Annotated in this window: 15 protein-coding genes and 1 tRNA gene; 7 read left to right on the top strand and 9 right to left on the bottom strand. The window is 55.0% G+C overall.

Features of this window, described 5'->3' with window-relative positions:
- Nucleotides 1-46 precede the first annotated feature (46 nt).
- The 3 genes from CHH75_RS24960 to CHH75_RS20655 form a co-directional block, all read right to left on the bottom strand.
- Entirely contained in the window at nt 47-283 is a 237-nt protein-coding gene (locus CHH75_RS24960) for a hypothetical protein (protein ID WP_176475628.1), read from the bottom strand.
- A gap of 225 nt (nt 284-508) precedes the next feature.
- A tRNA-Thr gene (locus CHH75_RS20660) sits at nt 509-580 on the bottom strand.
- A 111-nt stretch (nt 581-691) separates the two neighbouring features.
- Complete coding sequence (locus CHH75_RS20655; RefSeq protein ID WP_095265911.1) at nt 692-997, bottom strand: MTH1187 family thiamine-binding protein; 306 nt, start codon at nt 995-997, stop codon at nt 692-694.
- 851 nt (nt 998-1,848) lie between these two features.
- Here CHH75_RS20655 and CHH75_RS20645 point away from each other — a divergent pair.
- Nucleotides 1,849-4,182, top strand: a complete 2,334-nt coding sequence (locus tag CHH75_RS20645) for a ribonucleoside-diphosphate reductase subunit alpha (RefSeq protein ID WP_095399078.1) — start codon at nt 1,849-1,851, stop codon at nt 4,180-4,182.
- Between the two features lie 551 nt (nt 4,183-4,733).
- Nucleotides 4,734-5,765 carry a ribonucleotide-diphosphate reductase subunit beta gene (locus CHH75_RS20640; RefSeq protein WP_095265908.1) on the top strand — a complete coding sequence of 344 codons (1,032 nt, stop codon included), beginning with the start codon at nt 4,734-4,736 and terminating at the stop codon, nt 5,763-5,765.
- Between the two features lie 168 nt (nt 5,766-5,933).
- Here CHH75_RS20640 and CHH75_RS20635 read toward each other — a convergent pair whose 3' ends face one another.
- The gene (locus CHH75_RS20635) at nt 5,934-6,704 is read right to left on the bottom strand and encodes an AAA family ATPase (protein ID WP_413773591.1); all 771 of its coding nucleotides are present in this window, start codon (nt 6,702-6,704) and stop codon (nt 5,934-5,936) included.
- A gap of 247 nt (nt 6,705-6,951) precedes the next feature.
- On the opposite strand from CHH75_RS20635, the gene cypC reads away from it, so the two are divergent.
- Nucleotides 6,952-8,211 carry a CYP152 family fatty-acid peroxygenase CypC gene (gene cypC, locus CHH75_RS20630; RefSeq protein WP_095399077.1) on the top strand — a complete coding sequence of 420 codons (1,260 nt, stop codon included), beginning with the start codon at nt 6,952-6,954 and terminating at the stop codon, nt 8,209-8,211.
- Nucleotides 8,212-8,624: 413 nt separating this feature from the next.
- Here cypC and CHH75_RS20625 read toward each other — a convergent pair whose 3' ends face one another.
- Nucleotides 8,625-9,215, bottom strand: coding sequence for a P-loop nucleotide/nucleoside kinase family protein (locus CHH75_RS20625; protein WP_095399076.1), 591 nt, complete (start codon nt 9,213-9,215; stop codon nt 8,625-8,627).
- Nucleotides 9,216-9,296: 81 nt separating this feature from the next.
- Entirely contained in the window at nt 9,297-9,845 is a 549-nt protein-coding gene (gene ssuE, locus CHH75_RS20620; protein WP_095399080.1) for an NADPH-dependent FMN reductase, read from the bottom strand.
- Between the two features lie 364 nt (nt 9,846-10,209).
- Here ssuE and CHH75_RS20615 point away from each other — a divergent pair, with 364 nt between their 5' ends.
- Complete coding sequence (locus tag CHH75_RS20615; protein ID WP_095265905.1) at nt 10,210-11,112, top strand: SDR family oxidoreductase; 903 nt, start codon at nt 10,210-10,212, stop codon at nt 11,110-11,112.
- 52 nt (nt 11,113-11,164) lie between these two features.
- Nucleotides 11,165-11,635 carry a hypothetical protein gene (locus CHH75_RS20610; protein ID WP_095399075.1) on the top strand — a complete coding sequence of 157 codons (471 nt, stop codon included), beginning with the start codon at nt 11,165-11,167 and terminating at the stop codon, nt 11,633-11,635.
- Between the two features lie 362 nt (nt 11,636-11,997).
- Here CHH75_RS20610 and CHH75_RS20605 read toward each other — a convergent pair whose 3' ends face one another.
- The 3 genes from CHH75_RS20605 to CHH75_RS20595 all read right to left on the bottom strand — a co-directional run bounded on the left by CHH75_RS20605 (nt 11,998) and on the right by CHH75_RS20595 (nt 15,173).
- Entirely contained in the window at nt 11,998-12,276 is a 279-nt protein-coding gene (locus CHH75_RS20605) for a hypothetical protein (RefSeq protein ID WP_141235870.1), read from the bottom strand.
- 414 nt (nt 12,277-12,690) lie between these two features.
- The gene (locus CHH75_RS20600; protein ID WP_095399073.1) at nt 12,691-14,490 is read right to left on the bottom strand and encodes an NAD(P)H-hydrate dehydratase; all 1,800 of its coding nucleotides are present in this window, start codon (nt 14,488-14,490) and stop codon (nt 12,691-12,693) included.
- Nucleotides 14,491-14,540: 50 nt separating this feature from the next.
- Nucleotides 14,541-15,173, bottom strand: coding sequence for an NAD(P)-dependent oxidoreductase (locus CHH75_RS20595; RefSeq protein WP_095265901.1), 633 nt, complete (start codon nt 15,171-15,173; stop codon nt 14,541-14,543).
- Between the two features lie 673 nt (nt 15,174-15,846).
- On the opposite strand from CHH75_RS20595, the gene CHH75_RS20590 reads away from it, so the two are divergent.
- Complete coding sequence (locus CHH75_RS20590; protein WP_095265900.1) at nt 15,847-16,767, top strand: hypothetical protein; 921 nt, start codon at nt 15,847-15,849, stop codon at nt 16,765-16,767.
- A 298-nt stretch (nt 16,768-17,065) separates the two neighbouring features.
- A partial coding sequence (locus tag CHH75_RS20585; RefSeq protein WP_095399072.1) for a hypothetical protein occupies nt 17,066-17,853 on the top strand: 788 nt, incomplete at its 3' end.

Below are 17,853 nucleotides of genomic sequence, written 5' to 3'. Positions count from 1 at the left end.
AAAAGAGTCCCGTCAAATTGACGGGACTCTAATGATTGTTTGTTATTTACTTGTTCAGCGCGGCAAGAGCTTCTTCAACTTTTTCTAGCTCCTGTGTATATTTCTCTATGTCCTTTTCATAGTCCGCTAATTGCTTCGAACGGGACTGAATGATATCCTGACCCGCCCCCTCCTTCGTCACTCTGGCAATCTCGGCCAATATTTCATCACGTCCTGCAGTGGTTGGTGCAAGTATGTTGTCGCGAAGGCTGTCACGTCTGTTTTCCAGCTCTGCCTGGGTCATTCTTCTATCAATGTAACCTTAGATACCTATTCACACGTGCTCCCCAATTTGCAAGAAGCTGTTCTAAATACAATTGGTGACTCGATCCTAGGGAACCAAATCGAGGACGAAAAACCCACTTCACTCGACTAAAGGTTAGAAGAATGTTAGAAGCGTAGGTTATTAGACAAAAACGGCGCGTTCCCGAAAACTCGGAAAACCGCGCCGTTATTGACTTTCTAACAATGCTGGTGAAGGGAATTGAACCCCCGACCTACGCATTACGAGTGCGTTGCTCTACCCCTGAGCTACACCAGCAGGCGTTGCTTCTCGCCGAAACAACAAAAATTATTATAATACTTTGGTGCGAAAATGCAATACCTTTTCCGTGAAGAAAAATAGACCGGATAAACCCCGGGTTTAGCTTGATCAGCCGCCCAGTTTCTCCTGCACCGACTGCAGCTTCTGCTTGCTGGACGAGGCCCGGTCCCGGCGGTCATCGATTTTGACCGAAGTGGACACCCGCTTCGCCCCGGACAGAAAAGGCGCCTCATGCAAAGCCTCAATCGCCCGCCATACAAATGTCAGCTCTCCTTCAATAATGGTGCTCATCGAGGTGAGCTCGTAGGTAATGCCGTCCTGCTGCTCCAGGACACGCTGCATTTCAGCAACGTATGAACTCAAGCTCGTTGATGCGGTTCCGATCGGTATCACCGTTACCTCCGCGATTGCCATCACCACAACCTCCTTTATTGCATTACTTGTATTATTATTTCAATTTTCTGTGTTTTACAACATTCAATCTTTATCCGATTCCTATATATAGACGAGCTCATTCCCATATTGGATGTCCTGGTCCACTACCCTTTATGAAAAACAATCCCATCGACTCATCTTTTGCAATGAGTTTATACGCAAATACACCGGTGCTTGCACCATGACTTTGGCATCATTTTTTGCAGGTTTGGTCAAATGATAATATAGGCGGAATCAGCGAAGAAATCGTCGCATTTGCTCACAATTGGGGGAATGTTACAGCCATTTGCCGAATCAAATAGTGGCGTGATTGGGGCTCGTTTGCTATAATTCTCAATGCGTCTAATTTTAAGTTGGTTGTTTACAAACACAATATATTGGGTTACATTATAGAAGCGGTAACCAAATATAGTGTATACAAGTGCTAAGGCAGCCTACCAGTCGATCTAGCCCAAGTAAGGTAGATAGGGAGAATCGACCGCGAAGCGCCACTGTGTAGGCTTGCGGCTGCTCAAGGAAGCGGCCAAGCAGCTGGGCAACCTGCTGTGTTAGCTGACGAGATCCACGCTCGGAAGACACCAATCTTGCATAACACAAGTCAGGAGACTTGCCTGTATACCCGACACCGATTCCTACGGGTTCATCTGGGAAAGTGTCCGTATACTTGCGCGCCTGTACATACCAGACTGCCAACCTCTTTTTGGCTTTCTCCGCTTGAGAATCGCAGCGTATGGACATTTTCAAGCCACTTTTGGCTTTCGAAAATGTTTTTTTCATCTTATTTCATCTTTATTTTTTATAACTTCCCCCCAGAAAGTGAGGAATTATTTATGCCACAACTGGTAGTTAAACCGAACAACCGTCAACTTGCCTTTGATGAAATCCGCTTGTCTGTCTATGCCGACCGGATTCTGAAGGACCTGGAGGCGCTCGATAAAGAACGTCTTCTTCGTGGTGTTAAGGCAAAATTGCGTGGTGATCAGGTGACCGGCGAGGAAATCAGCAGCGCCTTTACGATGTCCGCCCTGGAGCTCGTATCCAAGGAGGAACCGAACTGGAAGTTTGCAGCCGCACGTTCATTCCTTACTTCTTTATATAAAAAAGCAGCATACAACCGCCGCTACAAAGCTTACCCGGAAGAGCCGTACGGGGCCTTCTATCCGCTCATTAACGAGCTGGTTCAAAAAGGAATATACCGTGAGGAGCTTCTCACGTGCTATACAAAAGAAGAAATTGATGAGCTCGGTGAGTTCATCGATCCTAGCTGTGACCTGCTGTTTGACTATATCGGCCTGTTGACGCTGGCTGAGCGTTACCTTGCAACCGACTTCGACGGCCGTGTCATGGAGCTTCCGCAGGAACGCTACATGGTCATTGCCATGTATCTGATGCATAACGAGCCAGCAGACAAGCGTGTGGAGCTGGTTAAAGAAGCGTACTGGGCAATGAGCAACCTGTACATGACAGCTGCTACGCCAACAATGTCCAATGCAGGCAAAAAAGTGGCCGGCCAGCTCTCCAGCTGCTTTATCGACACCGTGGACGACTCGCTTGAAGGTATTTTTGACTCCAACACGGACGTTGCTCGTCTCAGCAAAATGGGCGGCGGCATCGGAGTCTACCTCGGCAAAGTGCGTGCGCGCGGCTCCGATATCCGCGGTCACAAGAACACCAGCTCCGGCGTCATCCCTTGGATCCGCCAGTTGAACAACACTGCGGTGAGCGTAGACCAGCTTGGCACTCGCAAAGGCGCGATTGCAGTATATCTTGATGTATTCCATAAAGATATTTTGTCGTTCCTGGATCTGAAGCTGAACAACGGTGACGAGCGCATGAGAGCGCATGACGTGTTCCACGGCGTATGCTTGCCTGACCTGTTCATGGAAGCTGTTGAGAACCGCGATGAGTGGAGTCTCTTCTGCCCGCATGAAGTGAAGAAAATTATGGGCTGGAAAGACGATAACGGCCGTCCGCTCGGGCTGGAGGATTTCTACGACGAAGAGAAAGGCAAAGGCTCCTTCCGTGAAAAATATGCCGAAGCCGTCGCGAACCCGGATCTGCCGCGGATTACCGTTCAGGCGATTGACATCATGAAGCGGATTATGAAATCCCAGCTGGAAACCGGAACACCTTACATGTTCTATCGTGATACGGTTAACCGGGCGAACCCGAACTCGGCTCACGGCATGATTTTCTCGTCCAACCTGTGCACGGAAATTATGCAAAACCAGTCTCCGACCGTCGTAGAACAGGAAGAGCTGGTGACAAAAGACGGCCAGACCCGTATCGTCATCTCGAAAATCCCTGGCGATTTCGTTGTGTGCAACCTGAATTCCATTCACCTGGCTCGCGCAGTACCAGCTGGTGTGCTGGAGCGTCTCGTACCTATCCAGGTTCGCATGCTGGACAACGTGATCGACATTAACAACATTGAGGTTCTGCAAGCTCAATATACGAACAGCCAGTACCGCGCGGTCGGTCTCGGAACCTTCGGCCTGCACCATCTGCTGGCCCTGGAAGGCATTCGCTGGGAGTCCGACGAGGCGGTTGAATATAACGACAATCTGTACGAGCACATTAACTATCTGCTCATCAAATCCAGCATGGAGCTGGCTCAGGAGAAGGGCCATTATCCGAAGTTCAAAGGCTCTGACTGGGAGTCCGGCAAATACTTTGAGTTCCGCGGCTACACTGATGGCGAGCATGAAGGCAAGTTCGTGACGGCCGAGCAGTGGCGCGAGCTTCAGAAGCAGGTGCAAGAGAACGGTATCCGTAATGCATGGCTGTTTGCTATCGCACCGAACGGCTCCACCTCGATTATCGCGGGCTCCACGGCGAGCATCGATCCGCTGTACGAGCTTCTGTCCTACGAAGAGAAAACGACTTACAAGGTAGCGAACCCGGCTCCGGATCTGAACGAGAAAACGATCTGGTACTACAAAACGGCGTTCCTGATCGATCAGCATTGGTCCATTAAAATGGCGGCTGCCCGTCAGCGTCACGTTGACCAAGCGCAAAGCTTTAACCTGTATGTTCGTCCGGACATCAAGGCGTCTGAATTCCTGGAGCTGCATCTGCACGCTTGGAAGGCCGGTCTCAAGTCGACTTACTATGTACGCAGCCGTGCGCTGACGATTGAAGAATGCGAGTCGTGTGCCAGCTAAGATCGAACCCACCCAAACCCTCCCTTCCAAGGGAGGGCCCCAAGGGCTCTGCCCTTTGGATACCCGGAAATGGGGCAAAAGTGAGGTTGAGGGGCGCGTCTGAGTGACTAGCGGTGGTCGGAGCGCTGTCTCCCTTCGGGAACGCTGGAATGTGGCGTGGTGACGGAAGAGTTGGAGAGTGCCTCGTCCTGCTACTGATGCGGAGGGCCCGCTCTCCCTTCGGGATTCGCTTTACGTTTGTGCATAGACGGGGGCGCTACGGAGGGGGGATCTTCTACTTCCTGCTTGGAGCGCTCTCCCTTCGGGATTCGCTTTACGTTTGTGCATGGACGGGGGCGCTACGGAGGGGGGGATCTTCTACTTCCTGCTTGGAGGGCTCCAAGCAGGGCATGAAACAACTCACTAAAAAAGACTACAAGGGTTAGGGTATCCGGGCGGAAGACGCCTTTGGGAGCCCTTTGCCACCCTTTTATATAAATCAAGCAAAGGGCGGACAACAGCGGCTGGAGAACGGATACCCGCCCTACTATAAATGCAAGGAGAGAATGGGAATGCAATTGCAAAAAATATTCAACACCGAGGCGCCGAACCGGTCCACTCGGATCATTGAAGGTGAATGCTCAGGGATTCTGAACTGGAACGACATTCGGATGCCTCATATGTATAAGCTGTACAAGGTGTTGCTGCTGAACCACTGGATCGCGGATGAAATCCCGATGTCCAAAGATGCACAGCAGTTTCCGCTTCTGGATCCGGAAGAACAGCGTACCTTCAAAATCAACATCTCCCTGCTTGCTGTTCTCGACTCCATGCAGACGATGTTTGTCGGCGATGTGAAGCGTTATTTCACCGACTCGTCTCTCGAAGCGATCTCCGCGATCATCGGTCAGCAGGAGGTTGTGCATAACCAATCTTACTCTTACGTTCTGTCCTCCATCGTTTCCGAGCAGGAACAGAAGGAGATTTTTGAATACTGGAAGCATGATCCGGTGCTGCTGGAGCGCAATCAGTTCATCTCCAACATCTATCAAGGATTCCGCGACAATCCGACGCCGCAGACGTTCTTTGAATCGATGGTGGCTGACCTGATTCTGGAAGGGGTTTTCTTCTACAGTACGTTTGCGTTCTTCTACAACCTGGCTCGCGATCAGAAGATGATGGCCACCAGCCAGATGATTTCATACATCCAGCGGGACGAGAACCAGCACTGCTACTTCTTCGCGGAAGTGTTCAAGCAGCTGCTGAAGGACTTCCCGGAACTGAACACCAAGGAGAACATCGACTACGTATACCGTACGATCGATCGTGCGGTAGAGCTCGAAACGAACTGGGCGCATTATACGCTCAGCAAGGTTCGCGGCATCGATCTTGGCGAGCTGTCCGATTATATCAAATACATCGCCAACCGCCGCATTACGATGATGGGCCTGGAAAAAGCGTACGAGGGCGTGGACGTCAACTGCATGCCTTGGATCAAGCCTTTCTCCGACGAGGCGCTTAACGCGACCAAGACTGACTTCTTCGAAGCGAAGTCCCGTAACTATGGTAAAGTTGGGGACGATAACGGCTTTGATGATCTGTAAGTCGGTAAACGGTAAGATGCATAAGGTGTGTTGATTGGTAGAATCCTTAAGCTTTCGCAATATATAGAATAGAGCGATCATTCATCGGGGAATACACCGTGAATGATCGCTCTATTTGTTATGAATGCATCACGTAAAGCGGGCAGGCTCTTGTTTCCTCTGGGCGCTTCAATCGTCATCAGACAGCAGCTCCCGCAGCATAGCCTCGCGGTTATTAATAAACTCTTTCGTAATCATATAATGATCGGTTTCCTCCAGCTGACAGGTCTCAATGCCCTCCGGGGTCAGCTTGTAGATACAGGCGTCCGGATAGGCCATAATAATCGGCGAGTGAGTAGCGATAATGAACTGGGAATGTTCGTGAACCAAATCATGAATGCGTCGGAGCAGCGCCATTTGGCGGAACGGGGATAATGCCGCTTCCGGCTCGTCCATAATGTACAGCCCATGTCCGCTGAACCGGTTCATAAAGGTAGCGAAAAAGGATTCGCCATGCGATTGATCATGCAGAGATTTGCCCCCGTACGATCCAAACGCCTGCAGGGCATCGACCTCGGTCGCCACGTTGTAGTAACTCTCCGCCCGGAAGAAGAAGCCATCCTTCGGCTTGCGCACGCCGCGCACGGTCCGAAGGTACTGGTACAGCTCGGAATGTGACTCCCTGGTGGCAAAATTAAAGTTTCGGGTGCCGCCCTCCGGGTTGAACCCCAGCGCCGCCGCGATGGCTTCCAGCACCGTTGATTTCCCCATGCCATTCTCCCCTACGATGTAGGTCACCTTCGGATGAAACTCAAGCTCATCGAGGGCAGACACGGCAGGCAGATTAAACGGATATTCCGAAAATGCCGGAACCCGCTCCTTCAGCAAAGTCACCGATCGCAAATAGGAATGCAATTTGGAAATATCGATTGTCCCATCCTCCTTCCATACGAAATCCACTTGTGACAGAACGTCACTTTCCTCCTTCTACTATAGCTTATTTTCCAGGCCGGCCCAACTTCACGATGCTTACGCCCAGAGCGGCAGTGCCTGAAGCTGGACGCGGCTCTCCGCTATGGATCTCGGCTATAGATCTGGCTATGGATCTCAGCTCCAGATCTGAGCAGCGAATCTAGCCTCCCAGATTCGCTGCATCCTCCATTGGATACATAAAAGGTATAAACGATATGGCGAAGGAGATATTCGGATGAGAGATACGTTACCGCAGGATCATAGCCTGGATAGCAGTCTTGATCTCATGACCGAGGGATACTCGTTCATTATGAACCGGGTCAAGCGCTATAATACTAACCTGTTTGAAGGCCGTCTGCTCGGGGAGCGTGTAATCTACATGCACGGGCACGATGCCGCCAGACTATTCTATGATACGGATAAATTCCAGCGAAAAGGAGCTGCTCCCAAGCGCATTCAGAAGTCCCTGTTCGGTGTCAATGCGATTCAAACGATGGACAACGGGTCACATATTCATCGCAAGCTCCTGTTCATGTCTTTGTTGACGCCCAGCCACCAGCACAGGCTGGCTGAGCTTGTATCCGAGCAGTGGCTTGCATCAGCGGCGCAGTGGGAACGGGAAGACAGCATCATGCTGTTTGAGGAAGCCAAGGCGCTGTTATGCCGGGTGGCGTGCGGCTGGGCCGGTGTTCCGCTACCAGAAGAGGAGGTTCGGGCGCGCGCAGAGGACTTCTATGATATGGTCGATGCCTTCGGCGCTGTCGGCCCCCGGCACTGGAAAGGAAGACGTGCACGAACGAAGACCGAAGCATGGATCCGGAAGATGATCGAGGACGTGCGGGCCGGGCATCTCCAGGTGGATCGCGAGTCGGCCCTGGGGCGCATCGCGTATTATCGGGATGAGCACGATCAGCCGCTGGATGACCATATGGCCGCGATCGAGCTGATCAACATCCTGCGTCCAATCGTGGCCATCGCCACCTTCATCACCTTCTCTGCCCTGGCTTTGTATGAATATCCTGTCTGGAGAGACAAGCTCGCGTCCGGCGGCCCTGAGGAACGTGAGATGTTTGCTCAGGAGGTGCGGCGCTATTATCCCTTTGCCCCTTTCCTCGGGGCCAGGGCGAAGCAGGATTTCGTCTGGAAGGACGTGGCGTTCGAGGAAGGCCGGCTCGTGCTCCTTGATATCTACGGCATGCATCATGACCCGGATATTTGGGAACAACCGGATGTATTTGATCCGGAACGGTTTCGGAACGGGAATGAAGACCCTTACCGCCTGATTCCTCAAGGCGGAGGCGATCCGGCCCAAGGGCATCGCTGTCCCGGCGAAGGGGTCACGGTGGAAGTGATGAAAGCCAGCCTGGATTTTCTGGTAAACCGGATTGAGTATGACTTGCCTGAGCAGGATTTGAGCTATCCGTTAAACCGGATGCCAACGTTCCCGGGCAGCGGATTCATCATGAACAACATCCGGCTTCGCCGCCCCCGCTAACCTGCCCTGCGGTCGGCTGATGTACAGGCTCCAGGTAGCTGCGGAAGGCTGCTTGGTTTTGCTGCACACCCGGCTGCAGGCAGGGCCGGGCTGGGAGGATTACGGACAATAGACCGGCATAGAACTAGAACCAGCTGCCTATGGCTCTGCGCAGTGGGGAGCCATTTCTGCACCGTGCGCAGAGTGTCTCTGTGGGCACGTGCCAGGTCGGCAGGTCGGGCATGCCTAGATGCTTGCAGGGCCGGACCCGATGCCGCGCGCTGAAAGCACGCGGGCCGAAGGGATGAGCTGTAACCAAAAAAGAGCGCTCATGGTGCCGAAAACTCGCGGTGTGCACCCATGAACGCTCTTTTATTGTATCCAGATAACAAAATCCGTTCCTTACAAGTCCCCAAACGTTTCCCGGGAAATGCCTACTCAGCCGCGATGAACTGATACAGCTCCTCCACCTTCTCCTCCGTTAAGGAGCCGCTATTGTCGAATACCTTGATCGCCGACTCCGGAATGTCCCAGTTAATCTCAGGCACAAAATCGACCCGTTTCTTGAAATCATCCCAATGGTCCAGCTTCCACTGGTCACGCTCGGTCTGACGGTCAATGATCCGCTCCTTCTGCAGGTCCATATCCTTCAGCGTCACGACGATGACTTTGACATCCACTTCGTTCTTGGTCAGGCCGGCGGATGTGATGACCTCTTCGATCCAGGCGCGGTTTTTGAGCTCGGCCGTAAACGGCGAGATCATGAACACATTCTGTCCGGCATTCAAATTCTCGATGCAAATGTCTTTGGTCGTATCGTACTCCAGATCGCGCAGATGCTCCTTGTAAAAGGAGGAGTCGCGGTCATTCGGGTCAAGCCCGTTGCTCTCCAGAAACTTCTCCACGAAACGTCCGCCTACCGTATCCCGATCCAGAAAGGCCGCTGGAATTCGGGCCGCCAGTTTTTTGGCTACCGTCGTTTTGCCTGTACCTGCCACTCCTACAAAAAATACCAGCTTCTGCAATGTAGTATCCCTCCGTTTTCTCAATGCCATCCTTCGTCAAACTTCACCACTTCACAAGCTCATGCTTCGCTTCCAAGGAAATCAGCTGTTGCGCTCGGCCCGGTACCGCGTTTCCAGCACCAGCTCGTCCAGCGCGGCATTCAGCCGCTCCACAAGCACCTCATCCATATCAAAACCGCCCTGCTCCGTCCGCGCTACCTGTGCGTCTACCGCATACACACCGCCCAGTATGTGCCGGGCTCCCATTGACGAAAGCACCGGCTTCAGGGAATAGTCAATGGACAAGAGATGTGCGAGGCTGCCGCCGATAAACAGGGGAAGCACGATTTTGCCGGCCAATCCCTTCTGCGGGATCAGATCAAGGAACGTCTTGAGCACGCCGGTGAACGAGGCTTTATATACCGGACTGGCCACAATGACCGCATCGGCTTCGGCTACGAGACCGTTCGCTTTCACAATCGACTCGCTCTCAAATTTGGTATGTATCAAGTCTTCAGCCGGCAGGCTGGATACGTCGATCCGTTCCACCTCGAAACCGGCATTCGTCAGCATCTGCTCACTGTGCGCCATCACCGCCGTTAAACGTGAACCGGGTGTGGGACTTCCGTTAATGATGACCGCTTTTGCCATCTTCATCACCTCTGTTTTCATAAGAATTCTAGAAAAAAAGACCTTACATTCACCCTGCAAAGTCCCTGTATCCGCGTCTAACAACATGGTTAATTCATAGAAATCTTGTCAGATTTATTTCATCGTATCAATCTGCCGCGGCAATTGTCAATACAAACCGGGCGCCTGCGCGCCCCTTCCTTACGGACATATCCGGCTGTGCGCTGTTCTTAGAGTCCCCTGTCCCCTTGCCGATGAACAGGCAGTCAGCCCTCCGCATCTACCCAGTTTCTCCACGGGAGAAGCGGCACCCTCTGCTGGGCGAATGCATAGAGATAAAGCATCACCAGGAACGTTCACCGTCCTAGATCATCAAGGAGGAATTATGAAAAATCCGATCCCTTATTACGGCAGCAAAACGGTCTGTGAAGAGCAGCCGATCGCTTTTCCGCCCCAGCATCAGGATTGTCAGCCTGGGCTAGAAAGCCTGATGACCCCGCGTCCCCTCTACGAGGACCCGAATTATTACGGCAGCTGCAAGCTCGAAGGGAAGGTCGCGATTGTCACCGGGGGCGACAGCGGCATCGGACGGGCAACGGCCATCGCATTTGCCAAGGAGGGCGCCGATCTGGTCATCCCGTATCTGTACGAGACTTCGGACGCGGAGGAAACGAAGCGCCGCATTGAACAGCTCGGCAGACGCTGCCTGATCATCAAGACCGATCTGCGCTACAAAAAAAACTGCTTCGAGGTAGTGCAGCTGACGCTGCGAGAGTTCGGCCGGCTGAACGTGCTCGTGAACAATCATGCCGTACAGTACGTCCAGAACAGCATTCTGGACATTACGGAGGAGCAGCTGCATCATACGTACCAGACGAATATTTTTCCGTTCTTCTTCATGATTCAAGCGGCGCTGCCGCATATGAAATCCGGGGATTCGATCATTAACGTCTCATCCATCACCGCCTATGAAGGCCATGAGAGATTGATCGATTATGCCTCCACGAAAGGCGCGATCGTTACGCTCACTCGCTCGCTTGCCCACTCGCTTGCCGGACAGGGCATTCGCGTGAACACCGTAGCGCCAGGACCGATCTGGACGCCGCTTATTCCCGCCAGCTTTCCGGCGGAGGACGTGGCCGTGTTCGGTACGGAGACCCCGATGAAGCGGGCGGGGCAGCCTTATGAGCTGGCTCCGGCTTTCGTTTACCTGGCGTCAGCGATCGATTCCTCCTACGTCACCGGCCAGACCTTGCATGTGAATGGAGGCAATATGGTCACCTCCTGATGACGCCAATAGGAGAGCTGACCGCTCAGCAAAAGCAGAGGGTGAAGGACTTATGAACTTCGAACATCAACGACGGCCACAACGCGCCAGCCGGATGGATGTCGGCGCCTATGCGTTAAGCAAGCTTGCAGGGGCAGGTGCCCTCCTCATGCTGCTCACCGCATTTTTCTGGCTGCTGCCGCTAGGAAAGAACGAACTGCTCGCCGCGCTCGGCGTATCCGGCATTCCGCTTGAGCATATAGTGTACGGTTATGCCATGACGGCCTCCCTCGTCGCAGACGCGATCACCTCCCTGCTCCGCATCCGAAGCCGAGCCGCCCAGGCAGCGCTGTACGCAGCATGCGGCCTGCTGTTCTTCGGCGGCTTCATGGCAGGCAGTTCGCCGGAGCTATGGCTGCGGGCTGCGACAGGAGCCCTGCTGCTGCTCGGCATGCGGTGGGGGAAGGAGCTGTTCTCGAAGCCAACGCTGTGGGTTCCTTTCTTTGCGCTGATTGTGCCGCTGGTTTGCGTGGTCTTGTATTAAAGCTTGTCGCGAGGCCTTCTTCGGGGGGCAGGGACACGAGGCACACGAGGCATATGAGGTATATGAGACACATAAGACACACGAAGCACACGAGGCATATGAGGCATATGAGACACATAAGACACAAGAAGCACATGGGCACAGCAAATAAGCCCCGCCTGCCATACTTCAAGCATAGCGCCGGGGCAATTCTCGAGATTTGAGTTGTCGCGGGTTCTCTTCGTTCGCAACCGATTCGCATCAGATTCTTGTCAGCCACCTCCGTTTAAACGACCGATCATGCAGTGTGCTGCAGGCAGCCGGGACCGGCTGCCGGGCAGCTCCTTAAGGACACGAACGCCGATCATGCCTTGCTAACAGGATCAATGGATCATAAAAATAACACAGACCGCGGATAAAAAGGATAGTGTGGACGCTCTGCTCAGTAACCTGGCATGCTGCGGAACGTTCTTCCGAAGATTCACGTTCACGATGCTATGCAGATAGAAGAACAGGGAAGCACCCACCACCCAAACGAGCAGGCTAAAGGCCCCTCCGTCCCCTAAGTGGATCATATGAAAGAGCAGGGCTGAGAAGTAGTACCACAGAAAGGCAAAACCAATGCCGAAGGCCAAGGCGACGGTAAATTTGCACTTCATCATATCCCCTCCCACGAATTCCATTTATATACACATCATACGATCTCATGAACTCAATATCAAACAGGCAAACGATCTACCGGCAAAATGATTCATACTGTCCCTGAGATAAGCTCAGGGAACAGGCATATGCGTCTACACCTGGCTTCATGCCGTGAGCAGCCCTGCCACTAATGCTTCGGCCAACGCCTATAGCATGCGCTATGCGTGTGCCACGGACATGCACCCCCTAGACATGCGCTATGGGCGTGTCTCGTGGACAGGTCCCCTTGGACATGCGCTATGGGCGTGTGCCATGGACATGCGCTCCTAGACACGCGCTATGAGCGTGTGCCTGCATCATGGACCAGGGCGGCCACTGTATGAAGTGCCACAGCTGCCAGCAGACGGCAAAGAGCCGTAAGCGGCCAAAGCCGCCTACAGCTCGTCAATGATGTCGCTGGCGATGACGGCGGCAGGATGCCCCCGGCGGAGCCCGGCGCGCTCTCCGGCCAGGCCGTGGAGCCATACGCCGAGCGCTGCCGCTGCCCCCGCGCTATACCCCTGGGCCAGCAGCCCGGCGATAATGCCGGTAAGCACATCACCGGAGCCGCCGGTGGCCATGCCGGGATGACCTGTGGTATTGATGTAGGCCGAGCCGTCCGGCAGGGCAACCACGGTGCGGGCCCCCTTGAGGACCAGCGTCACTCCTTGCGCAGCCGCATACCGCGTCGCACAGGCGATGCGATCCCGCTGCACTTCGGCTGTAGACAAGCCGGCCAGCCGCGCCATCTCACCCGGATGCGGCGTCAGGATCGTGTCCGCCGCGCGCCGGGGCCAGGCATGCGCATCCTCGGCTGCAGCCAGCATGTTGAGCGCATCCGCGTCGATGACAAGCGGGCCCTGCCACTCTTCCCATATGCGGCGCAGCCAGCGTGTATCGCCATCAAAGCGTCCCATCCCGGGGCCGACCGCCAGCACATCCCTGCTGCCCGCGAGCTCGAGAATCCGGTCTGCAGCGGATTCATTCCAGTATCCGCCGTCGGCGTTCGCATCGGCCTCGTCCGTGCCCGGCGCCAGCATCAGCTCGGGAGAGGCTCCTGCCAGCGGCAGCACCAGGGCCCCAGGCACCGCCCAGGTCACAAGCCCGCTGCCTGCGCGCAGCGCCGCCCGGGCGCATAGAAGGCCCGCGCCGCTCATCGTGCGGCTCCCGGCCACCGCAAGCACATGCCCGTAGGTGCCTTTATGGCCCTCGGGCTGGCGCGGGCGCGCCGGGTCGGCCCCGAGTTCGCTCCGCAGCACCTCCGGCGTCAGCAGATGCGTGCTGACGCCCTGCTCGCGGCCGAGCGAACGGGGGATGCCGATGGCGCGCAGGACGACCCGGCCGGCGGCCTCCGCGCCGGGGTACTGCACGAGGCCTCGCTTCAGAAACGCGAGGCATACCGTCACCGCCGCCCGGATGCAGGGCTCGTGCAGCGCGCCGGTATCGGCGTCCTGTCCGCTCGGAATGTCCGCGGACACAATCGGCAGGCCGCTATCATTCGCGGCCTGAATGAGCGCGGCGTAAGCGCCGCGGGGCGCGCCAGCCGCGCCCGTGCCCAGCAGCGCGTCCACGATGCCGGTGAACGCGCCCATGTCCACGGCGTCCGCGCCGTGGACCCGAGCCGGGATGCCGAGCGCTGCCGCGGCATCCCGCTGGAGCGCCGCCGCCCCCGCCAATGCGGATGGCTCGGCGGCGAACAGCAGCGTGACGCGCACGCCGGCGTCACGCAGGTGCCGGGCGGCGACCAGACCGTCGCCGCCGTTGTTGCCCTTGCCGACCAGGATGAGCCAATGCTCATCCTCGGCCAGCGCGGGGTCAAGAAGCGCATCGTCCTCCACCGGAAAGCCCATCCGATACTGCGCTTCGTATGTATCCCTCTGTAGGCGTAGGCGTGCCTGCGCCTCGCTGTACGCGGAGGAATGCGCAGCTTCCTGCGGAGGGGACCAGCCCGGACGCGCAGCGGTTGGAACAGGCGCTGGCTGATCCGTGCGCGCATCCGCTGCGAATGCACTCGCTCCATTGACGAGGGCGCGGCGGACACTGGCTCCGCCGCACCGCATCTCGCGGCACAGCTTCAGCACCTCCTCGGCAATCGCTTTTCCCGCGCTCTCCATTAATGCCACCGCAGGGATGCCCAATCGGTCGATGGTATAGGCATCCAATGCTCTCATCTCTTCTGACGTCACTACATACATGAAGGCCCTCTCCTTTCCTTCATTCCATTCAAGCTCCAGCGAGCCCCTGACTAGTATGCCACTGTGAACCGTGCCCGGATAAACTGCGGATCCTCCAGCTCATCCAGCATCGCTACCGCGTAGTCTTCCGCCGAAATCCGGCTCTCTCCGCTCTCATCGGTCACCAGGCGATCCATGCCGATCCGGAAGAAACCCGTGCGCTTCCCAGGCTCGATAATCGCAGCCGGGCTAAGATAGGTCCAGTCCAGATCCGCTTCCTTATAGATATTGTAAGCATCGGCATGCGCTCTGGCGAGCGTCCGAATCTCCTCCGGAAAACCGGCGGTCTCCATCAGCGGAACGCCCTCATCGGTCAGCAGGCTTCCTGCGCCTCCCACGATCAGCAGCCGGTTCACTCCGCCGCGGCGGGTGCCTTCCACAATCGTGCGGGCAGCGGCCACCAGCTCCTCCTCCCTTCCGAACAGGGGCCCGAACGCGCTGATCACCGCATCATGCCCCTGGATCGCCTGCTCCAATGAAGCCGGGTCCATCACATCCGCCTGATGTGTGTTCAGCTTGTCATGCTCAAATTCCAGCTGCTCCGGATTCCGGGATATCGCCGTCACTTCATGCCCGCGCCGCAGCGCTTCCTGGGCAATCCGGGTTCCAATCGTTCCTGTCGCTCCAATCAATGCAATCTTCATATAGTTAAGCTCCTTTTCATCTCTGGATATAAAACCTGAAACCAGACCATTACTATACCATTTTCGATGCTATGAGGTTATTTTCTTTTTGCCACAAAAATCAGGCTCATATCGGAAATCCGTGTATGACTTCCAGCAGTGCATGACTCCGAAGTATGCCTCTCGGGAATTGGAGCAGACTTTCGATCGCTCTTGCCCCCAGATTTCTTCTGTCCTTCATTCACCACCTCATCGGTTGAAATCAGGGACAAAGGCGCGGGCTTTACTTCGTTTTGCTCCATTTTGCTCCATCAACTCCCTGTCCTCTATTCGCTTCAAATCCGTTGGTAATATCAAGCACTGCTCATTAGTGTAAGCCAAACATGATCCTTCTTATTACTTATCCCACTCACGCATAATAAAAACCTGCTATGATTCTCATTTTTTAGAAATAACAGGTACTACAGACCCATGCCAAAACCATCCAATTCCTTCATTATTATATATAGACAAGTGCTTATTCGCGAAAAACACAACGTCATACCCTTGTATCAAGTCGTAATTATGTCGAATCAAGTCACCTCACGTCAAAAATAGGTCCTCGCCCTTAGCCCGGCTGCACTATGCCTGGTCCAGTTTTTTATCGTGTGTATGACTCCACTTATTATAACGGTTAAAGGAGATCACCAAGTCAATGCTAAGCAGCACATTCCGCATCGTTGCCCTCTGTCTTATGAACTGTCTTTATTTGGTCAGCAGCCCGGTTCAGACGTTCATGCACGCGCCCGCCGAAACCATGACTACTGTAAAATCCGTCGATACCGAGTCCTACACCAGGGCCACCTGGCTGTGGAACACTGACATCATCCGGGAACAGAGGGAAGAGATCTTGTCCTTCGCGGCAAGTCAGCAGATCCATGTGATCTACTTGCAGATGAACCCGGACATCCGCCGGGAATACTATCACCAGTTTATCCGCGAAGCCGGCAAGCATGGCATCGAGGTGCACGTCCTGAATGGCGCGCCCGCCTGGGCATTAACCTCCGAGCGTCCGAAGCTTTCATATTTTATGGACTGGGTTGCCGATTATCAGGTGACAGCCGCGCCGGAGGAGCGATTTACCGGTATCCATGTCGATATTGAACCCCATGTATTGAAGGAATGGACAACCAGCTACGATTCGCTGATCAAACAGTGGCAATCCAACGTGCAGTATTTGGTGGACCGCGCCGGCAAGCTGGATTTGCCGATCACGGCCGACATCCCGTTCTGGCTGCATAAATATAGCGTGCCCGGTGAATCCGTCACCGTCAGCCGATGGATGATGGACAAGTTCGACGAAGTAGCGATCATGGCCTACCGCGATCAGGCCGACAACATATACAGCGTCGCTGCCCCCGAGCTGAAGGAAGCCGACGCTGCCGGTGTCCGGGCCATCGTTGCCATTGAGACCAAGGAAAGCTCCGAAGGCGCCTTCATTACCTTCCACGAGGAAGGCATCGAGTATATGGAAGAGCAGCTGGAGATTGTGGAGTCGCTTGCCAGCCAGCATCCATCGTATACCGGCATCGCCATTCACGAATACCGCTCGCTTAAGCAGCTTGCGGAGCGATAATGATCTCAGCACAGACCGCATCCCCTCAGGCTGCCAACAGAAGCAGAAGCACATACACAGCCGTTAGCAGCAGCCTGTGGGTCGGTGCGCTTTTCAAGTGGAATTCCATCCTTCCCTCATCCTTTCCTGAGCCTTGAATTGCCTGCATCTTGAATTTTTCCCTTAATCAACATTATTTCCCTTAAGCAAAAATGGTGACAGCGCTCAGCACGGTTGCAAGCCCATTTTTCCCTGTCGCTTGAAATCCCTTCCTTCTTGTGCAATAGTTGAAGATAGAACACTGAAGGAGGGATTCCGCTTGTCCCTTACGGATTGGATAGCGCGTACGTTCGGTTCCATGGAAGGGCTGGTGGCTGTTCTTCTGGCTGCCGCCATCTTCATCGGCTTATACATATACAGCGCCTCCCGGCTCCATCAGGCACGCCTGGAGGCGATTGATCGCATTCGGCAATCCCTGAGCCTGTACACAAGGCTCGCCGGAGCCCTTGACGACCGCATGAATGGCGGGAGCTCAGGACCGCTTGTGAACGAAAGTCTGACTGCTCTCGTGCAGGAGTGTAAGGCTGCTGACCGGCTCACCATCGATTTGCAGGAGCATCTGGATACCTTCCTGCGCGACCAGGATGAATCCCGGCTCGGGATGCTGCACCGCGCGCTTGAGCGGGAGATGAACCGGCTGATCGAGGAGCGCACTGAAATCATCCGCCGGGTAGAAAGCCCCGGCTGGGGAATGGGGCTGTGGCTGCTGCTGAAGCCGGCTGTTCCTGCCATCGCCCTGGGGGCTGCCATCGTCTGGACAGTCGAAATGGTCATTCGGCTGCGCGAGCCTTCGGCATGGCTGATGCCCGAGGTATGGAGTCTGTGGCTCACGAGCATGATCGCCACGGTGTCCTTCTACCGGCTGCTGATGGACGGCAAGCGCAAATCAAGCGGCATCATCATCCATATGCTTCATCTGCTCATTGCAGCCGCTGCCCTGCCGGGCTGGATCTGGCTGGAGGCCGCGCCTTACGTCCTGATCCTCCAGCTGCTCCTGTATCTGGCCGGCTTCCGGTTTACCGCGAAGCGCCGGCGGCGCGAGCGCCC

Source organism: Paenibacillus sp. 7541, from assembly GCF_002276395.1.
GTDB lineage: Bacteria > Bacillota > Bacilli > Paenibacillales > Paenibacillaceae > Paenibacillus_AQ > Paenibacillus_AQ campinasensis.
Note: the sequence above shows the minus strand (reverse complement) of the source record. Positions and strands in the feature narration are given on the sequence as shown.

Bases quoted from the DNA above. Each gene is read 5' to 3' on its own strand.
- CHH75_RS24960 (WP_176475628.1), bottom strand. From the start codon at position 283: ATGACCCAGGCAGAGCTGGAAAACAGACGTGACAGCCTTCGCGACAAC.
- CHH75_RS20655 (WP_095265911.1), bottom strand. From the start codon at position 997: ATGGCAATCGCGGAGGTAACGGTGATACCGATCGGAACCGCATCAACG.
- CHH75_RS20645 (WP_095399078.1), top strand. From the start codon at position 1,849: ATGCCACAACTGGTAGTTAAACCGAACAACCGTCAACTTGCCTTTGAT.
- CHH75_RS20640 (WP_095265908.1), top strand. From the start codon at position 4,734: ATGCAATTGCAAAAAATATTCAACACCGAGGCGCCGAACCGGTCCACT.
- cypC (WP_095399077.1), top strand. From the start codon at position 6,952: ATGAGAGATACGTTACCGCAGGATCATAGCCTGGATAGCAGTCTTGAT.
- ssuE (WP_095399080.1), bottom strand. From the start codon at position 9,845: ATGGCAAAAGCGGTCATCATTAACGGAAGTCCCACACCCGGTTCACGT.
- CHH75_RS20615 (WP_095265905.1), top strand. From the start codon at position 10,210: ATGAAAAATCCGATCCCTTATTACGGCAGCAAAACGGTCTGTGAAGAG.
- CHH75_RS20610 (WP_095399075.1), top strand. From the start codon at position 11,165: ATGAACTTCGAACATCAACGACGGCCACAACGCGCCAGCCGGATGGAT.
- CHH75_RS20605 (WP_141235870.1), bottom strand. From the start codon at position 12,276: ATGATGAAGTGCAAATTTACCGTCGCCTTGGCCTTCGGCATTGGTTTT.
- CHH75_RS20600 (WP_095399073.1), bottom strand. From the start codon at position 14,490: ATGTATGTAGTGACGTCAGAAGAGATGAGAGCATTGGATGCCTATACC.
- CHH75_RS20595 (WP_095265901.1), bottom strand. From the start codon at position 15,173: ATGAAGATTGCATTGATTGGAGCGACAGGAACGATTGGAACCCGGATT.
- CHH75_RS20590 (WP_095265900.1), top strand. From the start codon at position 15,847: ATGCTAAGCAGCACATTCCGCATCGTTGCCCTCTGTCTTATGAACTGT.